Source organism: Klebsiella sp. FDAARGOS_511 (genome assembly GCF_003812845.1).
GTDB classification, from domain to species: Bacteria; Pseudomonadota; Gammaproteobacteria; order Enterobacterales; family Enterobacteriaceae; genus Klebsiella; species Klebsiella grimontii.
The window spans coordinates 3222782-3240524 of record NZ_CP033824.1 but is presented as its reverse complement, the minus strand read 5'-3'; the positions used below and the strand labels follow the sequence as shown (position 1 = coordinate 3240524).

General features: G+C 57.4%; 15 protein-coding genes. 10 read left to right on the top strand and 5 right to left on the bottom strand.

From position 1 onward, the window contains the following. Positions 1-68: 68 nt before the first annotated feature. Positions 69-1340 (bottom strand): acid phosphatase, encoded by a 1272-nt coding sequence (locus EGY08_RS16490; RefSeq protein WP_123828689.1) that lies wholly within the window; start codon positions 1338-1340, stop codon positions 69-71. 185 nt (positions 1341-1525) lie between these two features. Here EGY08_RS16490 and EGY08_RS16485 point away from each other — a divergent pair, with 185 nt between their 5' ends. Both EGY08_RS16485 and gorA read left to right on the top strand, forming a co-directional pair. Beyond that, positions 1526-2368, top strand: a complete 843-nt coding sequence (locus EGY08_RS16485; protein WP_009651758.1) for a 23S rRNA (adenine(2030)-N(6))-methyltransferase RlmJ — start codon at positions 1526-1528, stop codon at positions 2366-2368. Positions 2369-2439: 71 nt separating this feature from the next. Beyond that, positions 2440-3792 (top strand): glutathione-disulfide reductase, encoded by a 1353-nt coding sequence (gorA, locus tag EGY08_RS16480; RefSeq protein ID WP_087828574.1) that lies wholly within the window; start codon positions 2440-2442, stop codon positions 3790-3792. Between the two features lie 51 nt (positions 3793-3843). Here gorA and EGY08_RS16475 read toward each other — a convergent pair whose 3' ends face one another. Continuing rightward, positions 3844-4467 (bottom strand): glutathione S-transferase family protein, encoded by a 624-nt coding sequence (locus EGY08_RS16475; RefSeq protein WP_123828688.1) that lies wholly within the window; start codon positions 4465-4467, stop codon positions 3844-3846. A 121-nt stretch (positions 4468-4588) separates the two neighbouring features. On the opposite strand from EGY08_RS16475, the gene EGY08_RS16470 reads away from it, so the two are divergent. From EGY08_RS16470 to EGY08_RS16455, 4 genes are all read left to right on the top strand, one after another. Beyond that, positions 4589-5737, top strand: a complete 1149-nt coding sequence (locus EGY08_RS16470; protein ID WP_123828687.1) for an iron-containing alcohol dehydrogenase — start codon at positions 4589-4591, stop codon at positions 5735-5737. A 266-nt stretch (positions 5738-6003) separates the two neighbouring features. Then, positions 6004-7656 carry an alpha,alpha-trehalase gene (locus EGY08_RS16465; protein WP_123828686.1) on the top strand — a complete coding sequence of 551 codons (1653 nt, stop codon included), beginning with the start codon at positions 6004-6006 and terminating at the stop codon, positions 7654-7656. A 68-nt stretch (positions 7657-7724) separates the two neighbouring features. Then, positions 7725-8252 carry a GNAT family N-acetyltransferase gene (locus tag EGY08_RS16460; RefSeq protein ID WP_049114759.1) on the top strand — a complete coding sequence of 176 codons (528 nt, stop codon included), beginning with the start codon at positions 7725-7727 and terminating at the stop codon, positions 8250-8252. Positions 8253-8327: 75 nt separating this feature from the next. Next, complete coding sequence (locus tag EGY08_RS16455) at positions 8328-8756, top strand: lysozyme (protein WP_004126306.1); 429 nt, start codon at positions 8328-8330, stop codon at positions 8754-8756. Here EGY08_RS16455 and EGY08_RS16450 read toward each other — a convergent pair. Next, on the bottom strand, positions 8753-9361 hold the full coding sequence (locus EGY08_RS16450) for a response regulator transcription factor (RefSeq protein ID WP_004126308.1): 609 nt from the start codon (positions 9359-9361) through the stop codon (positions 8753-8755). The genes EGY08_RS16455 and EGY08_RS16450 overlap by 4 nt on opposite strands. Positions 9362-9722: 361 nt before the next feature. After that, the gene (locus tag EGY08_RS16445; protein ID WP_004126309.1) at positions 9723-10481 is read right to left on the bottom strand and encodes an SDR family NAD(P)-dependent oxidoreductase; all 759 of its coding nucleotides are present in this window, start codon (positions 10479-10481) and stop codon (positions 9723-9725) included. Between the two features lie 119 nt (positions 10482-10600). Here EGY08_RS16445 and EGY08_RS16440 point away from each other — a divergent pair, with 119 nt between their 5' ends. The 3 genes from EGY08_RS16440 to EGY08_RS16430 all read left to right on the top strand — a co-directional run bounded on the left by EGY08_RS16440 (position 10601) and on the right by EGY08_RS16430 (position 14376). Next, a complete protein-coding gene (locus EGY08_RS16440) occupies positions 10601-11500 on the top strand; it encodes a LysR family transcriptional regulator (RefSeq protein WP_049114761.1) in 900 nt (299 codons plus the stop codon). 251 nt (positions 11501-11751) lie between these two features. Continuing rightward, positions 11752-12783 carry an inner membrane protein YhjD gene (yhjD, locus tag EGY08_RS16435; protein WP_004126313.1) on the top strand — a complete coding sequence of 344 codons (1032 nt, stop codon included), beginning with the start codon at positions 11752-11754 and terminating at the stop codon, positions 12781-12783. Between the two features lie 270 nt (positions 12784-13053). Next, positions 13054-14376: an MFS transporter gene (locus EGY08_RS16430; RefSeq protein ID WP_004126314.1), complete on the top strand. Its 1323-nt coding sequence runs from the start codon at positions 13054-13056 to the stop codon at positions 14374-14376. Between the two features lie 49 nt (positions 14377-14425). On the opposite strand, the gene EGY08_RS16425 is transcribed toward EGY08_RS16430, so the two are convergent. After that, positions 14426-16477 carry an AsmA family protein gene (locus EGY08_RS16425; RefSeq protein WP_123828685.1) on the bottom strand — a complete coding sequence of 684 codons (2052 nt, stop codon included), beginning with the start codon at positions 16475-16477 and terminating at the stop codon, positions 14426-14428. 195 nt (positions 16478-16672) lie between these two features. Between EGY08_RS16425 and EGY08_RS16415 the strand changes: the two genes are divergently transcribed. Next, the gene (locus EGY08_RS16415) at positions 16673-17608 is read left to right on the top strand and encodes a sugar kinase (RefSeq protein WP_123828684.1); all 936 of its coding nucleotides are present in this window, start codon (positions 16673-16675) and stop codon (positions 17606-17608) included. Positions 17609-17743 lie beyond the last annotated feature (135 nt).

The following is a 17743-nucleotide window of genomic DNA, read 5'->3' as shown; positions in this document are numbered from 1 at the left end:
GCATCGCCTTTGTAGCCGGGACAGGTACGACAGCGCTGCCTCCGGGACAAGCCCCAATCGCGTTACGTTTAATGCGCTTTATTCGCCATCTGATACGCCGCCGGCAGATTCAGCCGCTGCCAGAACTGCTGAGCGTCGTTCTCACCGGAGAGCGGATACCCTGCGGGCAGCGCCGTTTTGACCATCAGCGCCCGACGCTGCGCGGCGGACAGATTCGGTAACGCTGCCTCCAGCAGCACTTCAGCCCCCTGCGGCACCTTCAGGCTCGGTTTTTCGCCCTTCTGCTGCGGCAGATCGTAGGTCATGGTAAAGCGATAAAACGCCTTCATCGCCGGGTCGCTATACGGATCGTCTTTTGCAGGCACCTTCGCGCACTCCGCCAGCGTCGTGCCGCACTCCTTCTCCAGCGCGGCGCGCAGCTGGTCGCGCGCCTCATTAAACAGCCCGCGATACTTCGCGTCATTCAAATAGTGGGCGACGTTGCGCTGCGCCACCATCCGCGAACCCATCACGTCCAGCGGATAATGCACGCCCAGCACGATGCGCGAATAGCCATAGCGGGCGCCGCGGGTCACTAGCGCGTCGAAGCGCTCCGGGATCATCTCCGCCATCAGCAGAGCGTCGGTATAGCCAGTGTTGGTGTGCCCGCTCGGAAACGAGCCGCCGTCGGCGGTATAGGGCTCATTGTCCTTAACGACCACATCGTCCGGCACCAGATGGATGGTATTGCCCTGAATCAGGAACGGGCGCGGGTTGTTAAAGTGCTTTTTCGCCGCCCCGGTACTCACTTCAGACGCTTTGATCAGCGCCGCCGCCTTACCGAGCTCGCCTTTGTCGTAGGCGGAGAGGAACGCTTTGCCGAGACGCGGCCCCAGCGCATCGCTGAGGAAGTAGAGATAGCCGATGCCCTCGGCATCCGCCAGCGCCTGATGTCGGGAGGTCTGTACGGCATCGCGATTGATGGCGGTGACCGTCGCCAGATTTTGCTCAATTACCGCCTTCGGCAACGTAGTGAACGCCGAGAGCAGCGCAATACCCGCCTGCTGGTTGGCTTTTGCCTGGAAGTCATAACCGCTGGCCTTCAGCCATGCGGTATCCGCCTGGGTTTTATTCTGTCTGGCGTGTTCGAGCTGGTCGCGAGTCAGAGTTACCGCATCGCCCTTCAGCGCGTTGCGCAGCTGCGACAGGCTTTGGCTCTCCAGCGCATCAAACGCCGGGCTGGCGGCGGCTGGCGTCACGCCGTTGGCGATTGCCGCCGCCTGATTCAAAGGAACCTCTTTCGCCAGCGCCGGCAGCGCCAGCATTAACGCCGATGCGAGTAGCGTGATGTGCAGTTTCATTATTTTTCCTTTTATTCAAACCATTACCTTGCCTTTACGTGACGCTAGCCCTTCTCTTTGACGCTTTTATGACACGGTTATGTTTTGCAACGCTTTAAGCGGAATGGAAACAGCGCGGCGGTAATCCAGGCCGATCTGCGGTAAACTATCGGTAATCTTGTCTAAATCCCGGAATCACCGTATCCATGCTCAGTTATCGTCATAGCTTTCACGCAGGCAACCACGCCGACGTTCTTAAACACACCGTTCAGAGCCTAATCATTGAATCGCTCAAAGAGAAAGAAAAACCGTTTCTTTATCTGGACACCCACGCCGGCGCAGGCCGCTATCAGCTGAGCAGCGAACACGCCGAGCGTACCGGTGAATATCTCGAAGGCATCGCCCGCATCTGGCAGCAGGATGACCTGCCCGCCGAGCTGGAGCCGTATATCTCCGTCGTTCAGCACTTCAACCGTAGCGGCCAGCTGCGCTACTACCCCGGCTCGCCGCTGATTGCTCGCCAGCTGCTGCGCGAGCAGGACAGCCTGCAGATGACCGAACTGCATCCCAGCGATTTTCCGCTACTGCGCGCCGAGTTTCAGAAAGACGACCGCGCCCGGGTTGAAAAAACCGATGGCTATCAGCAGCTGAAGTCTAAGCTGCCGCCGGTGTCTCGCCGTGGACTAGTGCTGATCGACCCGCCTTACGAAATCAAAAGCGATTACCAGGCGGTCGTGACCGGTATTCATGAAGGCTACAAACGCTTTGCCACCGGCACCTACGCGCTGTGGTATCCGGTGGTGCTACGGGCGCAGATTAAGCGCATGATCAAAGAGTTAGAGGCCACCGGCATTCGCAAAATTCTGCAAATCGAGCTGGCGGTGCGTCCGGACAGCGACCAGCGCGGAATGACCGCCTCCGGGATGATCGTCATCAACCCGCCGTGGAAGCTGGAGCAGCAGATGAACAACGTTCTGCCGTGGCTGCATAAAAAGCTGGTGCCGACCGGTATCGGCCATACCACCGTCAGCTGGATCGTGCCTGAGTAATCGCAGTCATCGGTGGAAACTATTGATTTCAGGTATACAATCGCGCCAATCAGACATTAAGGATAAGACTCATGAGCAAGCATTATGACTATATCGCCATTGGCGGCGGCAGCGGCGGTATCGCCTCCATTAACCGTGCCGCTATGTACGGCCAGAAGTGCGCGCTGATTGAAGCCAAAGACCTGGGCGGTACCTGCGTAAACGTCGGCTGCGTGCCGAAGAAAGTGATGTGGCATGCGGCGCAGATTCGCGAAGCTATCCATCTGTATGGCCCGGATTACGGTTTTGATACCACGATCAATCATTTCGATTGGGACAAGCTGGTCGCCAGCCGTAGCGCCTATATCGATCGTATCCATACCTCGTACGATAACGTGCTGGGCAAAAATAAGGTCGACGTGATTAAAGGCTTCGCCCGTTTTGTCGATGCGAAAACCATCGAAGTCAACGGCGAGACGATAACCGCCGATCATATTCTGATCGCCACTGGCGGCCGCCCGAGCCATCCGAACATTCCCGGCGTCGAATACGGGATTGATTCCGATGGTTTCTTCGAACTGCCGGCCCTGCCGAAACGCGTTGCGGTTGTCGGCGCAGGCTATATCGCCGTTGAGCTGGCGGGCGTGATTAACGGCCTGGGCGCGGAGACCCACCTGTTCGTGCGTAAACACGCGCCGCTGCGTAGCTTCGATCCGCTGATCGTGGAAACGCTGGTTGAGGTGATGAACGCAGAAGGCCCGCAGCTGCACACCAACGCCATTCCGCAAGCGGTAGTGAAGAACGCCGACGGCAGCCTGACCCTGGAACTGGAAGATGGCCGCAGCCAGACCGTGGACTGCCTGATTTGGGCGATCGGTCGCGAACCGGCGACCGATAACTTCAACCTCGCCGCGACCGGAGTGGAAACTAACGATAAAGGCTATATCGTCGTCGATAAGTTGCAGAACACCAGCGTTCCGGGTATTTACGCCGTCGGCGATAATACCGGCGCCGTCGAGCTGACCCCGGTCGCCGTCGCCGCAGGCCGTCGTCTCTCCGAGCGTCTGTTTAACAACAAGCCGGACGAACATCTGGACTACAGCAACATCCCGACCGTGGTGTTCAGCCATCCGCCTATCGGCACCGTCGGCTTAACCGAGCCGCAGGCGCGCGAGCAGTACGGCGATGAAGCGGTGAAAGTGTATAAATCCTCTTTCACCGCCATGTATACCGCCGTGACTTCACACCGCCAGCCGTGCCGCATGAAGCTGGTCTGCGTCGGCCCGGAAGAGAAGATTGTCGGTATTCACGGTATCGGCTTCGGGATGGACGAGATGCTGCAGGGCTTCGCGGTGGCGCTGAAGATGGGCGCAACCAAGAAAGACTTCGACAATACCGTGGCGATCCACCCAACCGCCGCGGAAGAGTTTGTGACGATGCGCTAAGACGGGCACCACGCATGAAAAAGAAGCTCTCCAGAGCTTCTTTTTTTATCTCTACGCCACGCCGTTATTGCCGTGACGCTTAAACGCCGGCCGCTGATTCAGCGCCATATACCAGCGCTCCACTTCCGCCATTTCAGGATGCGCGAACGGCGTCATTTTCCAGCGATGCACCGATAGGCCAAGGACAATATCCGCCAGCGAAAACTCGCTACCGGCAACCCATGCCCCGGTTTGCTGCAGCTGCGTATTAACGATCTGCACGCAGCGGGTCCAGGCGGCGATACTCTCTTTGATAGCCGCCGAGTCCTGGAAGCGCGGGTCCTTGCGCACCAGCCCCATAAAGGCGTAGCGCCAGGCCGTGTTAAATTCCGTTGCCTGCCAGTCCATCCAGTGCTCAACCTCGGCGGCAGCCCGCAGCGCCGTAGGGAGCAGGTCTTCCCGCCCGGCTTTGCGCGCCAGGTAGCGGCAGATGCTGTTCGACTCCCACAGCACAAAGTCGTCATCCAGCAGTACGGGCACCAGGCTGTTCGGGTTAAGGGCGCGAAACCCAGGCGTCTCGATGGACTGAAACCCGCTGCCGTAATCCTCCTGCTGATACTCAAGTCCCGCTTCCTCGCAGGTCCACAGCACTTTACGCACGTTAATTGATGAGCGTTTGCCCAGTATTTTTAGCATTCTCAGCAATTCCTCAATCAAAAGAGATAGTTGTTTCACAATACTGCATCGGCGACGCATGTACACCCGGATAATGTGTATAGTGGATTGCACGATTTTTCTCCAGGACAGGTTACCCGACATGTTGACCTCTTTTAACGTTTTAACACCGGGCAATATCCGCTTTGGACGCGGCCTTGCTCGTAGCGCCGCGCCCTGGCTCGCTGGACGCTCCGCGCAGATACTGCTGGTTCACGGCGCCAGCCTGCAGCGCGCAGAGTTTTTGTTAAGCGAACTCCACGCTCACCAGTTGCACGTCACCACGCTGTCTATCGCCCATGAACCCGACCTGCAGGATATTGAACGGGGCGTTCGTCTGGCGCGGGAAAAAGGCGTCGGCGCAGTGGTCAGCCTCGGCGGCGGCGCGGTTATTGATGCGGGCAAAGCGATTGCGGCGCTGGTTCCCGCTCAGGGGCCCGCTATCGAATATCTGGAAGTGGTGGGCACCGGGCGGCTGTTGGAAACCAATCCGCTGCCGTTCGTCGCCATTCCCACCACGGCCGGTACCGGGGCGGAAGTCACAAAGAACGCGGTGATCAACGTCCCCGAGCAGCAGCGCAAGGTCAGCCTGCGCGATGACCGCATGCTGCCGGACCTGTCGATTGTCGACCCGTCGCTCACCGACAATACCCCGCGCGCGGTGACTCTCGCCTCCGGTCTCGACGCCATCACCCAGGTGATTGAGCCGTGGCTGTGCACCCGGGCGAATCCTTTTACCGACGCTCTCTGCCGGGAGGCGATCCCACGCGGCATCAAAGCGCTCAGAACGCTGATGCTAAAAGAGTGCCAGGATAGCCGCGATGAGATGGCATGGGTCAGCCTGTGCGGCGGACTGGCGTTAGCCAATGCCGGCCTCGGCGTGATTCACGGTCTGGCAGGCCCCTTAGGCGGTCTGAGCAACGCCGCCCACGGCGCGCTTTGCGGCAGCCTGCTCCCCTTCGGCCTGGCGCTCAATGAAACCCAGGTTAATGACGAAAAAATCCGCCAGCGTTTTGCCGACGTACGCCAGTGGCTGGCGGCGGGGCTGGACGTTGACCCGAACGACGCCTGGGAGAGCCTGCGCGAATGGAGCCAGCGCGCCGGGCTGGGTAACCTGCGCGAGCTCGGCGTCCCCCGCGAAGCGCTGGAACCCGCGGCTCTCGCCGCCAGCAGCTCGTCATCAATGAAGGCTAACCCGGTCGTGCTAACCAGCGAGCAGCTGCTGGAGATGCTGGAAGCCGCGTGGGAGTAATAGCTTTATTGCTAAAGCGTCCGGAAATTTAGATTTTGTTGCAAAACGAAATCTCCGAATTTTTCGGCACAATACGAAGCGGTTAAAACGGTTTTAATGCGCCAGATCAAATAGTTAAAGCACAAACCCCGGGCTGAAGGTTTAGAAAAAAGCGTGATATACCTCACACTTCTCTTTTCGTTTCCCGCTGCGAATGTCTAAGCTTAATAGACAGGTCGGGCGCGCCCGGCATCCTCTACTGACGCAATCCGGAGGTCCGTACCACTATGTTCAGCCAGAAATTACGCAACGTTGATGACGATGAGCTCAGGATCGAAAACGATCCGTGCTACGAAGCCGATCCGTATGAGTTAAAGCTGGATGAAATGTTCGACGCCGAACCCGAACCGGAGATCATCGAAGGGCTGCCCGCCTCGGATGCCCTGACCCCTGCCGATCGCTATCTGGAACTGTTCGCTCACGTCCAGAAGTCACGCATTTTCGCCGATAGCAAAACCTTCCCCGACTGTGCGCCGAAGCAGGACCCGCTGGATATTTTGATTCACTACCGTCGCGTAAGGCGCACTCCCGGATTCGATCTCCGCCAGTTCGTTGAAGATCACTTCTGGCTGCCGGATAGCCGCGCCGAGGATTACGTCTCCGATCCTAATCGAACGTTAAAAGAGCATATTGATAACCTGTGGCCCGTGCTGACCCGCGAGCCGCAGGATCATATTCCCTGGTCGTCGCTGCTGGCGTTGCCGCAGTCTTATATTGTTCCCGGCGGCCGTTTTAGCGAAACCTACTACTGGGATTCCTACTTCACCATGCTGGGGCTGGCGGAAAGCGGCCGTGGAGATCTGCTGAAGTGTATGGCCGATAACTTCGCGTGGATGATTGAAATTTATGGTCATATTCCCAACGGCAACCGCACTTATTATCTCAGCCGCTCGCAGCCCCCGGTGTTTGCCCTGATGGTTGAACTGTTTGAAGAAGATGGCGTCCGCGGCGCTAAACGGTACCTTGACCATCTGCAGATGGAGTACAGTTTCTGGATGGACGGCGCGGAATCGCTGATCCCCAATCAGGCCTACCGCCATGTGGTGCGTATGCCGGACGGCTCGCTGCTGAACCGCTATTGGGACGATCGCGATACGCCGCGCGATGAGTCATGGCGGGAAGATGTCGAAACGGCAAAACACTCCGGCCGCCCGCCAAACGAGGTCTATCGCGACCTGCGCGCCGGGGCGGAGTCCGGCTGGGATTACTCCAGCCGTTGGCTGCGGGATATCACCCGGCTGGCGAGCATCCGCACCACCCAGTTTATCCCCATCGATTTGAACGCCTTTCTGTTCAAGCTGGAGAACACCATCGCCAACCTCTCCGGCCTCAAGGGCGACCGGGAAACAGAGGCCGCGTTTCGCCAGAAGGCCAGCGACCGCCGGGCGGCGGTAACCCGCTATCTGTGGGATGACGAAAGCGGCTGTTTTCGCGATTACGACTGGCGCCGCGAGCAGCTGGCGCTGTTTTCCGCCGCCAGCATCGTCGCGCTCTACGTCGGCATGGCGACCCATGAACAGGCCGACAGGCTCGCCGACGCGGTACGCGCTCGCCTGCTCACTCCGGGCGGTATTATGGCGACCGAATATGAAAGCGGCGAACAGTGGGATAAACCCAACGGCTGGGCGCCGCTGCAGTGGATGGCGGTACAGGGTTTTAAAATGTACGGCCAGGATCCGCTCGGCGATGAAATAGCGCAGAGCTGGCTGCAAACGGTGAATCATTACTATAAACAGCACTACAAGCTGATTGAAAAGTACCATATCGCCAGCGCCACACCCCACGAAGGCGGAGGGGGTGAATATCCCCTCCAGGACGGGTTCGGCTGGACTAACGGCGTGGTGCGCCGGCTTATCGGCCTGTACGGCGAGCCTTTGTAAAAGCTCGCTATTCGAGGAGTCGATGTCCTGCTATGTTCATGACATCGACTTTCGCCGGAACCCCTGCCATGCCTGAACTGATGACCCCACGCCTGCGCTGCTCGCCGCTGCAGCTTGACGACTGGCCCTTTTTTCTCAGCTTACAGCAAGACCCCGAGGTCATGCTCTACGTCGCGGATCCTCGCCCGGTAGCGGAAATTCGCGACGCTTTTGATTCGCGGCTTCCCGCGTGGTCGCCGGGGGCGCCCCACTGGCTGTGCCTGGTGGTGCGCGACCGCTATACCCACGCCCCCCTTGGCCTCACCGGTTATCATCACCATGCCCCCGACAGCGCTGAAGCGGGTTTTCTGTTCGCTCCCCATGCACAGGGCCAGGGTTACGGCTATGAGTCTCTGCGCGCGCTATGCGATTACGCCTTCTCCACGGGCGGCATCCGGCGGCTTACGGCAACCGTCACCGCGGGCAACCTTGCGTCAAAAAATCTGCTCCAAAAAGTGGGTTTTCATCAGGAAGGCGAGCTGCGCGAATGCTACTGGCTCAACGGTCGCTGGCATAATGATTGGCTTTTTGGCCTGCTGCACCGCGATTACAACTAGCCTGGGCCATCTGGCGAATAGGGCGCGACGGACTTTTCCTCTACACTGCAGGCCGACAACAGAGGAAGGCAATAAATGTTCCCGACGATACCGCCGCTAAGCCTGCAGGGCCTCGAGTTTATTAAGCGCGCCCAGGGATTATCGCTCGTCCCCTATCGGGACGAAAACGGCCTGCGCGTGATTGGCTACGGCCACGTTCTCAACGATTTCGAGACGTTCAGCCACTTCACGCGCGAGGTCGCGGAGACCTTACTTACCGTGGATCTACTGCAATGCCAGCGCGAGCTTAAGCGCAGCCTTCGGGTTACGCTTAATCAAGCGCAATATGATGCGCTGGTCTCTTTAGCCTTTAGCTGCGGGCCAGCGTCTCCGGCGCTTAATCTCGTTTTGACGCATCTTAACCAGCAGCGGTTCGCTGAGGCGCTTAAAGCATGGGAAAATATTCGCAGCGGACGCGAACAGCGTCGCGAAGAGTGCGCACGATTCAAAGCCAGAACCGATTAAGTTTCGCTAATGCTATTAAAAATCATCGCCGCCTGGGTACGATTCTTCACGTCAAGCCGGCGATAGAGCGACTCAAGGTGGGCCTTTACCGTGCCGGCGCTAATATTTAACGTACGGCTAATCTCTTTATTTGAATCACCGGCGGCCAGCAGCTGTAAAATCTCACGCTGGCGCTGGCTTAAATGAACCCATTTATTATCCCGTGCATCCGCCGTCATTAGCCAATCGCCCGGTAAACAGAGCAGCCCCTGCAGTACGCTGTTGATCGCCTGAGCGAAAGTTTGCAAACCTTCCTCGCGTTGCACGATGGCCCGCACATTGTAAGACAGCGCGCGCTGTAGCCAGTTCTTATTATTGTCAGAAACAATTAACAGTACCTGAGATTGCGGGAAGCGAAGCTGTTTTTCCTGCAACAACCAACAGCAAAACTCACTGTGCATATCACCATCCAGAATGAGCAGCGCGTCAGGGTGCGTCGTCAGCGTCTGCCAGAGCTGTTCAGGCTGACAGGTGCCAAAAAGATCAATTTCAGGAATGTATTGCTGAAGGCCAATTTTCATTCCATGAATAAATATCGACTGCCTGTCAAACATAATTACCTGCATGGATTTCTCTCCATCAAAGAAATGCCCGATTTAATCAGGGGGAAGGGGAATATCAGCAAGTAAAATAAGCGCTCGCTGTTTGGCCTGGGGCATTTTACCGATAGAGAGGATTAACTGAATATCATAACAATGAATAGTTACAGGCCTTGTTGATACCATTACTTATTCACAATAATTATTACATTTAAATTAAGGAAATCCTTAATTACCAGGCAAGAAAAGAATAAAACATAATATTAATTACTCTATTTTAAACGAACCCGGAAACGCAGGCGATGGCAAAGTGAGGAAAGTATGTTACGGAGTAAGAAAACGCATGAAATGCGCGTTGCCCCGCCATCATTGATGGAGGGGCGTTCAATCACAAAAACATCCCGCCTGAAACTTCTACGCGCTGGGCGTTCATCCAGCGCAGGTCATCGCTCAGTAGCGCGGCGATGGCATCGCCAATATCATCCGGAAGCCCTACTCTTCCCAGCGCCGTTTGCGCGGCAATATGCTGATTAACCTGGGCGTTATCCCTCACCACGCCGCCGCCAAAATCGGTTTCAATCGCGCCAGGCGCAATGATATTGACCGAAATTCCGCGTTCCCCCAGCTCTTTCGCCTGATAGCGCGTCAGCACCTCCATCGCCCCTTTCATTGAGGCATAGGCCGCGTAGCCCGGGAGAGCAAAACGCGCCAGCCCGCTGGAAACATTGAGGATCCGCCCGCCGTCCTGCAATAACGGCAGCAGGCGTTGGGTGAGGAAGAAAGGCCCTTTAAACTGGATGTTCATTAATTCATCAAACTGCGCTTCGCTGGTTTCAGCAAAAGGAATATTCAGACCAATTCCGGCATTGTTCAATAAATAGTCGAAGGTATCCCGTTTCCAGCGCTCCCGCAGTACCTCCGCCACCTGCTGAGCAAAAGCATCGAAACTGCCGACATCACCGACGTTTAACGGTAATGCCGCGGCTTTCACGCCTGTTCGTTCAATTTCAGCCACCACGTCCAGCGCATCCTGCCGGTTACTGCGCCAGGTCAGAATAATATCAGTTCCCTTCGCCGCCAGTTTCAATGCGGCGTTTTTTCCCAATCCACGGCTGCCGCCGGTGACTAAAGCGATACGTTGTGCCATCAGAAAACCCCTTCTCGGTTGCGTTTGCATAGTTGAAGAGCTTATTAGCTGCTATAACAACAATAAATATGGCAAATTACGTTTTACTGTTTCTTATTGAACAACAATAGGCCGCCGGGATGGATAAAATTCACGCAATGCAGCTGTTTATTAGGGTAGCGGAGCTGGAAAGTTTTTCCCGCGCCGCCGACACTCTTGGCCTGCCGAAAGGAAGCGTATCGCGCCAGATTCAGGCGCTGGAGAGCCACCTTGGCGCTCGCCTGCTGCACCGCACGACCCGCCGGGTGCAGCTAACCCAGGACGGCATGGTTTACTATGAACGCGCCAGAGACCTGCTGAGCAATCTTGAGGAGCTCGACGGTATGTTTCAGCTCGACCCCTCCAGCATCAGCGGACGTCTGCGGATCGACATGCCTGTCGCAGTCGCGAAAAAGCTGGTCATTCCGCAGCTGCCGGCGTTTTTGCAGCAGTATCCGGGCATCGAACTGGAGCTCAGCAGCAGCGATCGGTTAGTCGATGTGGTCCGCGAGGGCTTTGACTGCGTGGTACGCGTCGGTACGCTGAAAGATTCCGGGCTGATCGCGCGGCCGCTGGGTAAGCTCACGCAAATTAACTGCGCCAGCCCGCAGTATCTGACGCGCTTTGGCTATCCGCAGTCGCTGGACGATCTCGCGGATCATGCGCTGATCCACTACGCCAGCAATCTGGGCGTTCGTCCTCTCGGATTTGAAGTGGTCAGCGATGGCGCGGTTCGCTGGGTTAAAGCGGGCGGCGTGCTTACGGTCAATAGTACCGAGACCTATCAGGCGTCATGTCTGGCAGGACTGGGGATTATTCAGGTTCCACGGGTAGGTGTTCGCGAAATGCTGCGCAGCGGAGAACTGATCGAAATTCTTCCCCACTACCGCGCCGAACCGCTGCCGGTGTCGCTCATTTACCCGCACCGGCGTAATCTCTCGCGGCGGGTACATCTGTTTATGGAGTGGCTCGGCGGGCTGATGAAAAACTACGTTGATTAGTCCGCATGATGAAAAATCCGTATTTGAGAGCGTGCCGATATTTTCTGCCGGATGCCGAATGAGGCCTGACTCAGAATGAAAAACCAGCTATAACATCACGTTATCAACTTCCTGTAGCTCCGCACAATGGCAGAAGAGCGCGCTTCAACCGCCCTCTGATTCATACAACGGGTGGCTCCAGTACGCCTTATCCGCGATTTTACGTATATAATTTTTGAAGAATATCGCTGTAAAAAAGGAAGAAATAATTTATGACGCCGGAAAACGACGCTCAACGCCCAACCGAGGATCCGGGCCAGCAGCCGGAAAAAAACAAAAGCGCGATGGCTGCGATAAACGACTCTACCGTGGCGAAAAAAGCCAACCAGGCGCTGAAAAGCGTCACCGGAACGGCGGAAAAAGTTCAGCGTAACCATATGGTCGCCCATATTATCCGCGCCGCAGAGCGCTTCAACGACAGGCTGGGTAATCAGTTTGGCGCGGCGATCACCTACTTCTCGTTTTTATCGATGATCCCGATTCTGATGGTCTCTTTTGCGGCCGCCGGTTTTGTGCTGGCCTCGCATCCCACGTTGCTACAGGACATTTTCGATAAAATCCTGCTGAACGTTAGCGATCCGACACTCGCCGCAACGCTGAAAAATACCATCAACACCGCCGTACAGCAGCGCACCGCCGTCGGGATCGTGGGTCTTCTGGTGGCGCTCTACTCCGGCATTAACTGGATGGGCAACCTGCGTGAGGCCATTCGCGCCCAGTCGCGCGATGTCTGGGAGCGCACGCCGCAGGATCAGGAGAAAATCTGGGTAAAGTATTTCCGCGACTTTATCTCGCTGATCGGCCTGCTGGTGGCGCTGGTTATTACCTTGTCGATCACCTCTATCGCCGGCTCGGCGCAGCAGATGATTATCTCGGCGCTTTATCTTGATTACATTGAGTGGCTGAAACCGGCGTGGCGGCTTATTGGCCTGGCGATTTCCATCTTCGCCAACTATCTGCTGTTTTTCTGGATTTTCTGGCGGCTCCCGCGCCACCGTCCTCGCCGTAAGGCGCTGATTCGCGGCACCCTGATTGCGGCCGTCGGCTTTGAGATAATCAAAATCATCATGACCTGGACGCTACCTGCGCTGGTGAAATCTCCCTCTGGGGCGGCATTCGGGTCGGTGTTGGGGATAATGGCCTTCTTCTATTTTTTCGCCCGCCTGACGCTGTTCTGCGCCGCATGGATTGCGACCGCCGAATATAAAGACGACCGCCGGATGCCGGGCAAAGCCCACGACTAAACCATCACTGGGCTGAATAAAAGACGCAAAATTCAGCCCAACCTGGCATTTCAGCATATAAATCCAACATGTAACTTTTATTTAACCAAAACCTGGTTTTATCGACCATTATTTGAATTTTGTGAAGCATTTCATAGAAGTTATTTTTCTGGCACAGAAATTATTCACTTTTTGCTTCTTTTTTCGCCTCTCTCGCCCCTTGTTACAGATTGAAATGTCCCAAAGGCTGTGGCTATATGGCCTTTCGTTCGCAAAAAATAAGAAAGATCTATGCAAGCCACAGCCACAACACTCGACAACGCGCAGGACACCGTACCGGTTAACTCACGCAATAAAGTCGTCGTCGCCTCACTCATTGGTACCGCCATCGAGTTCTTCGACTTCTACATCTATGCCACCGCGGCGGTTATCGTATTCCCGCACATTTTCTTCCCGCAGGGCGATCCCGCCGCCGCGACGCTACAATCGCTGGCCACCTTCGCTATCGCCTTTATCGCCCGCCCTATCGGTTCAGCGGTCTTTGGCCACTTCGGCGACCGCGTAGGCCGTAAAGCGACCCTCGTCGCCTCGCTGCTGACGATGGGGATCTCCACCGTGGTTATCGGCCTGCTGCCCGGCTATGAAACCATTGGCATTATGGCGCCGGTGCTGCTGGCGCTGGCGCGCTTTGGCCAGGGGCTCGGCCTTGGCGGCGAATGGGGCGGCGCGGCGCTGCTGGCGACGGAAAACGCTCCGCCGCGCAAACGCGCGCTGTACGGCTCTTTCCCACAGCTGGGCGCGCCGATTGGCTTCTTCTTCGCTAACGGCACCTTCCTGCTGCTCTCCTGGCTGCTGACCGACCAGCAGTTTATGGAGTGGGGCTGGCGTATGCCGTTTATCTTCTCCGCCGTGCTGGTGATTATCGGCCTGTACGTCCGCGTTTCGCTGCACGAGTCGCCGGTATTCGCTAAGGTTGCCGCCGCGAAGAAACAGGTCAAAATCCCGCTGGGCACGCTGCTGACCAAACACGTCCGCGTGACGGTGCTCGGCACGTTTATCATGCTGGCGACCTACACGCTGTTTTACATCATGACCGTTTACTCCATGACCTTCAGTACCGCCGCCGCGCCGATTGGCCTCGGTTTGCCGCGTAACGAAGTGCTGTGGATGCTGATGATGGCGGTTATCGGTTTTGGCGTGATGGTGCCGGTTGCGGGCCTGCTGGCGGATGCATTTGGTCGTCGTAAGAGCATGGTTGTGATCACGACCCTGATCATTCTCTTCGCGCTGTTTGCCTTTAAACCGCTGCTTGGTTCCGGTAACCCGCTGCTGGTCTTTGCCTTCCTGCTGATTGGCCTGAGCCTGATGGGGCTGACGTTTGGCCCAATGGGCGCGCTGCTGCCGGAGCTGTTCCCGACGGAAGTTCGCTATACCGGCGCATCGTTCTCCTACAACGTCTCGTCGATCCTCGGGGCGTCCGTCGCGCCGTATATCGCCGCCTGGCTGCAGGGTAACTACGGTCTGCCTGCGGTCGGACTCTATCTGGCCGCCATGGCGGCGCTGACGATGATCGCGCTGCTGCTGACTCACGAAACGCGTCACCAGTCGCTGTAATTCTCCACTCGCTCCCCTGACCATCCGGCCAGGGGAGTCACCTTGCCGACTATTTTTTCATCTGCGACAGTATGGTCCGGCACTGATTCGCCTCGCCTTCGGCGGGTGAGATCAGCGCCAGCAGCGCGGCGGCTGGCGTCACCAGCGTCGCCAGCGCCGCCGCCACAGCGCCGCGCGCAATCAGCGGACCCGCCTTCACGCCCGCGTTCGGCGACTTAAAGCTACCGCGCACGTAAAGCGGTGAGCGCAGAGTGATAATGCGGAATCCCTTGCTTTCCGGATCGATGGTCAGGTCGAGCTGCTCCGACGCAAAGCTGGCGGTACCGGTGACGTTGATCAGCGCGTTTTCGGTATCAAAAGCAAATACCTGCGGCCGGGCGACACCGTTGACCACGTCGATATTGGCCGCCGCGCAGTTTACCCGCACCTCATCGTCGCCAAAGATCTGCCCGATGATATAGTTGCCGACGTTCAGACCGAGGATTTCCATCAGGTTGCGGCTGATTAGCCCGTCGTTCATCAGCAGCTTCAGGTTACCGTTACTGTTGCCCAGCAGCGCGGCGACGGAGTTGCCGGTACCGCGAAGCTGCACATCGCCGTTCATTTCGCCGAGGGTTTTCTGCATCATCTCCACGTTTGGCATCAGCGCTTTCAGCTTCAGGCGGCGCGCCTGCAGGTTCGCCGTCCCCTGCAACGGTTTTTTATCCCCCGCCAGATGAATGCTGCCGGCAATGGTGCCGTTGGCCAACCCCAGACGCAGCGGCTGCAGGCGCAGGTCACCCCGTTCGAGGATCACGTGGGTGGAGAGGTCGCTGATAGGGAGCGTGCCGCCGTGCTCAATGCGCCGTCCTTTAAAGCGCACATCGGCATCCATCACCTGCCACTTATCGGTTTCAAAGCGGTCATACGGCAACACTTTTCCGGCCGGCTGCGGAGAGGACTCGCCTTTACGCTGTTCGGTTTTGCTTCCTTTGCCGCCGGAGTCGACGCCAATCAGCGGTCCCAGATCCGCCAGCCTTAGCTGCCTGGACTCCAGGTCACCCTCCAGCTTAGGTCGGGGTTTACCGGTGGTGTAGGTCAGGGAGCCGTGGATATCGCTCTCGCCGATACGGCCATTAAAGTCCTGATAGGCGAAGCGTGAACCGGCCTTATCCTTGAAGGTGGCCCGTAGATGCCCGTCGGTCGAAAAGGCCGGCGTATCCGGCAGCAGTACGCCGGTCAGGTCGTAGAGATCGCCCAGCGAATCACCGGAAAACTTCAACCGTAGATCGACTCCACCGAGGTTAAGCGGGTCGCTGACCGTGCCGGTAAAAGCGACCCGGGTATTGCCGGAGCGAAAATCCCCCTGCAGCGGGAACGGCGTGCCTTCGCTGCGCAGCGCCAGCATGCCGCCGATTTTGCCGTTACCGGCAAACGGCTGCCCGTTGTAGCTGCCTTTCGCCTGCAGGCCGAAGACGTAATCGCCCACTTTCTGCGACTGCCCTTTCCCCTTTTCACCAGTCACCTCGCTAAACGCCAGCGGCTTACCGAGCGGGTCAACCACAATCGTCACGTCTGCACGCGACACCTTGTCGTCGATAGCAATCTTGCCGCGGTCAAACAGAATATTGTCGAGACGGAAAGACCAGCTGGAAGGCGGCGCATCTTTCTCCGACGCCCCCGCCGAGGCCAGGTCAAAGGTCCAGTTGTTGGTCTTCTCCGACAGTCGAATCAGTCGCGCGTCGGGCTGTTCAAGCTTTATCCACGGCAGATAGACCGTTTTGCTAAGCAGCGCCAGCGGGGCGAGCGTCGCCTCAACGCGCGGCAGATGGACCATCGTGACCTGTGGGATATCAGGCGGATTGCCGAGGACGATATCTTCGGCGTGAACGTGCGGCCAGGGGATCCAGCTTCGCCAGCCGCTTTCACCGGGCTGGCGTTCCCAGACGACGCCCAGATCGCCGCGAATAGCAAACGGGCGGTTCAGCTCGGCCGATACTTTCTGATTAATCGTCGGCTTCAGGCGGTTCCAGTCAAAGGTCGCCAGCACGATAAAAAACAAAACGATCAGTATGACTATCGTTCCAGAAATAATAGCAACGGTTTTTCGGGTTCTGCTCATCCCTTCTGCACTCCTTTTGCGTATCGCCAGTCCTGAATATAGTTGAGAAACGCCAGTTGCTCCGTCGAATGAGGTTTTCGTCACATAATCCGCGCCAGGTCAAAAAAATAATGGAACGTTGTTTTAATATCATTGACCATAAAAGCGGCCCAGCGCACACTAGGGTTAATATTGATTTAATTTCAGGTCATCACTATGTCTAAGAAAATTGCCGTCATCGGCGAATGCATGATTGAGCTGTCAGAGAAAGGCGCGGCGGTAAATCGCGGCTTTGGCGGCGATACCTTAAACACTTCCGTCTACATTGCGCGTCAGACTGACGCCAGTGCGCTGGGCGTGCACTACGTTACCGCCCTGGGAACGGATACCTTTAGCCAGCAAATGCTTGACTCCTGGCAGAGCGAGAATGTCCAGACTGACCTGATTCAGCGCATGGCCGACCGGCTACCGGGCCTCTACTACATCGAAACCGACGATACCGGCGAGCGCACCTTTTATTACTGGCGTAATGAAGCCGCGGCGAAGTTCTGGCTGGAGAGCGAACAGTCCGCGGCCATCTGTGAAGAGCTGGCGACCTTTGATTATCTGTATCTCAGCGGCATTAGCCTGGCGATCCTTAGCCCAACCAGCCGCGAGAAGCTGCTGACCCTGCTGCGCGAGTGCCGGGCGAACGGTGGCAAAGTTATCTTTGATAACAACTATCGCCCGCGCCTGTGGAGCAGCAAAGAGGAGACGCAGCAGGTTTATCAGCAGATGCTGAGCTGCACCGATATCGCCTTCCTGACCCTCGATGACGAAGACGCGCTGTGGGGCGAGAAGCCGGTTGCGGAAGTGATTGCCCGCACCCACGCCGCCGGCGTGGAAGAAGTGGTGGTTAAGCGCGGCGCAGACTCCTGCCTGGTGGCGATTGCCGGACAGCCGCAGCGGGAAGTCCCGGCCGTTAAGCTGCCGAAAGAGAAAGTGGTTGATACCACCGCGGCGGGCGATTCGTTCAGCGCTGGCTACCTGGCCGTGCGCCTGACCGGGGGCGATGCTGAATCGGCGGCCAAACGCGGGCATCTGACCGCCAGCACGGTGATCCAGTATCGCGGCGCGATTATCCCGCGCGAGGCGATGCCGCAGGAGCTATAGCAGAAGCATCGGCGCTGCTGCTTCCCGGCTTGCGCTGCGCTTAGCCGGGCTACGAGTTTACCGCCGTCTGCGGGCCGGTGGCCCGGACAAGGTGCGCCAGCGCCGTCTCCGGGAAAATCACCGGGCCAACCCAGC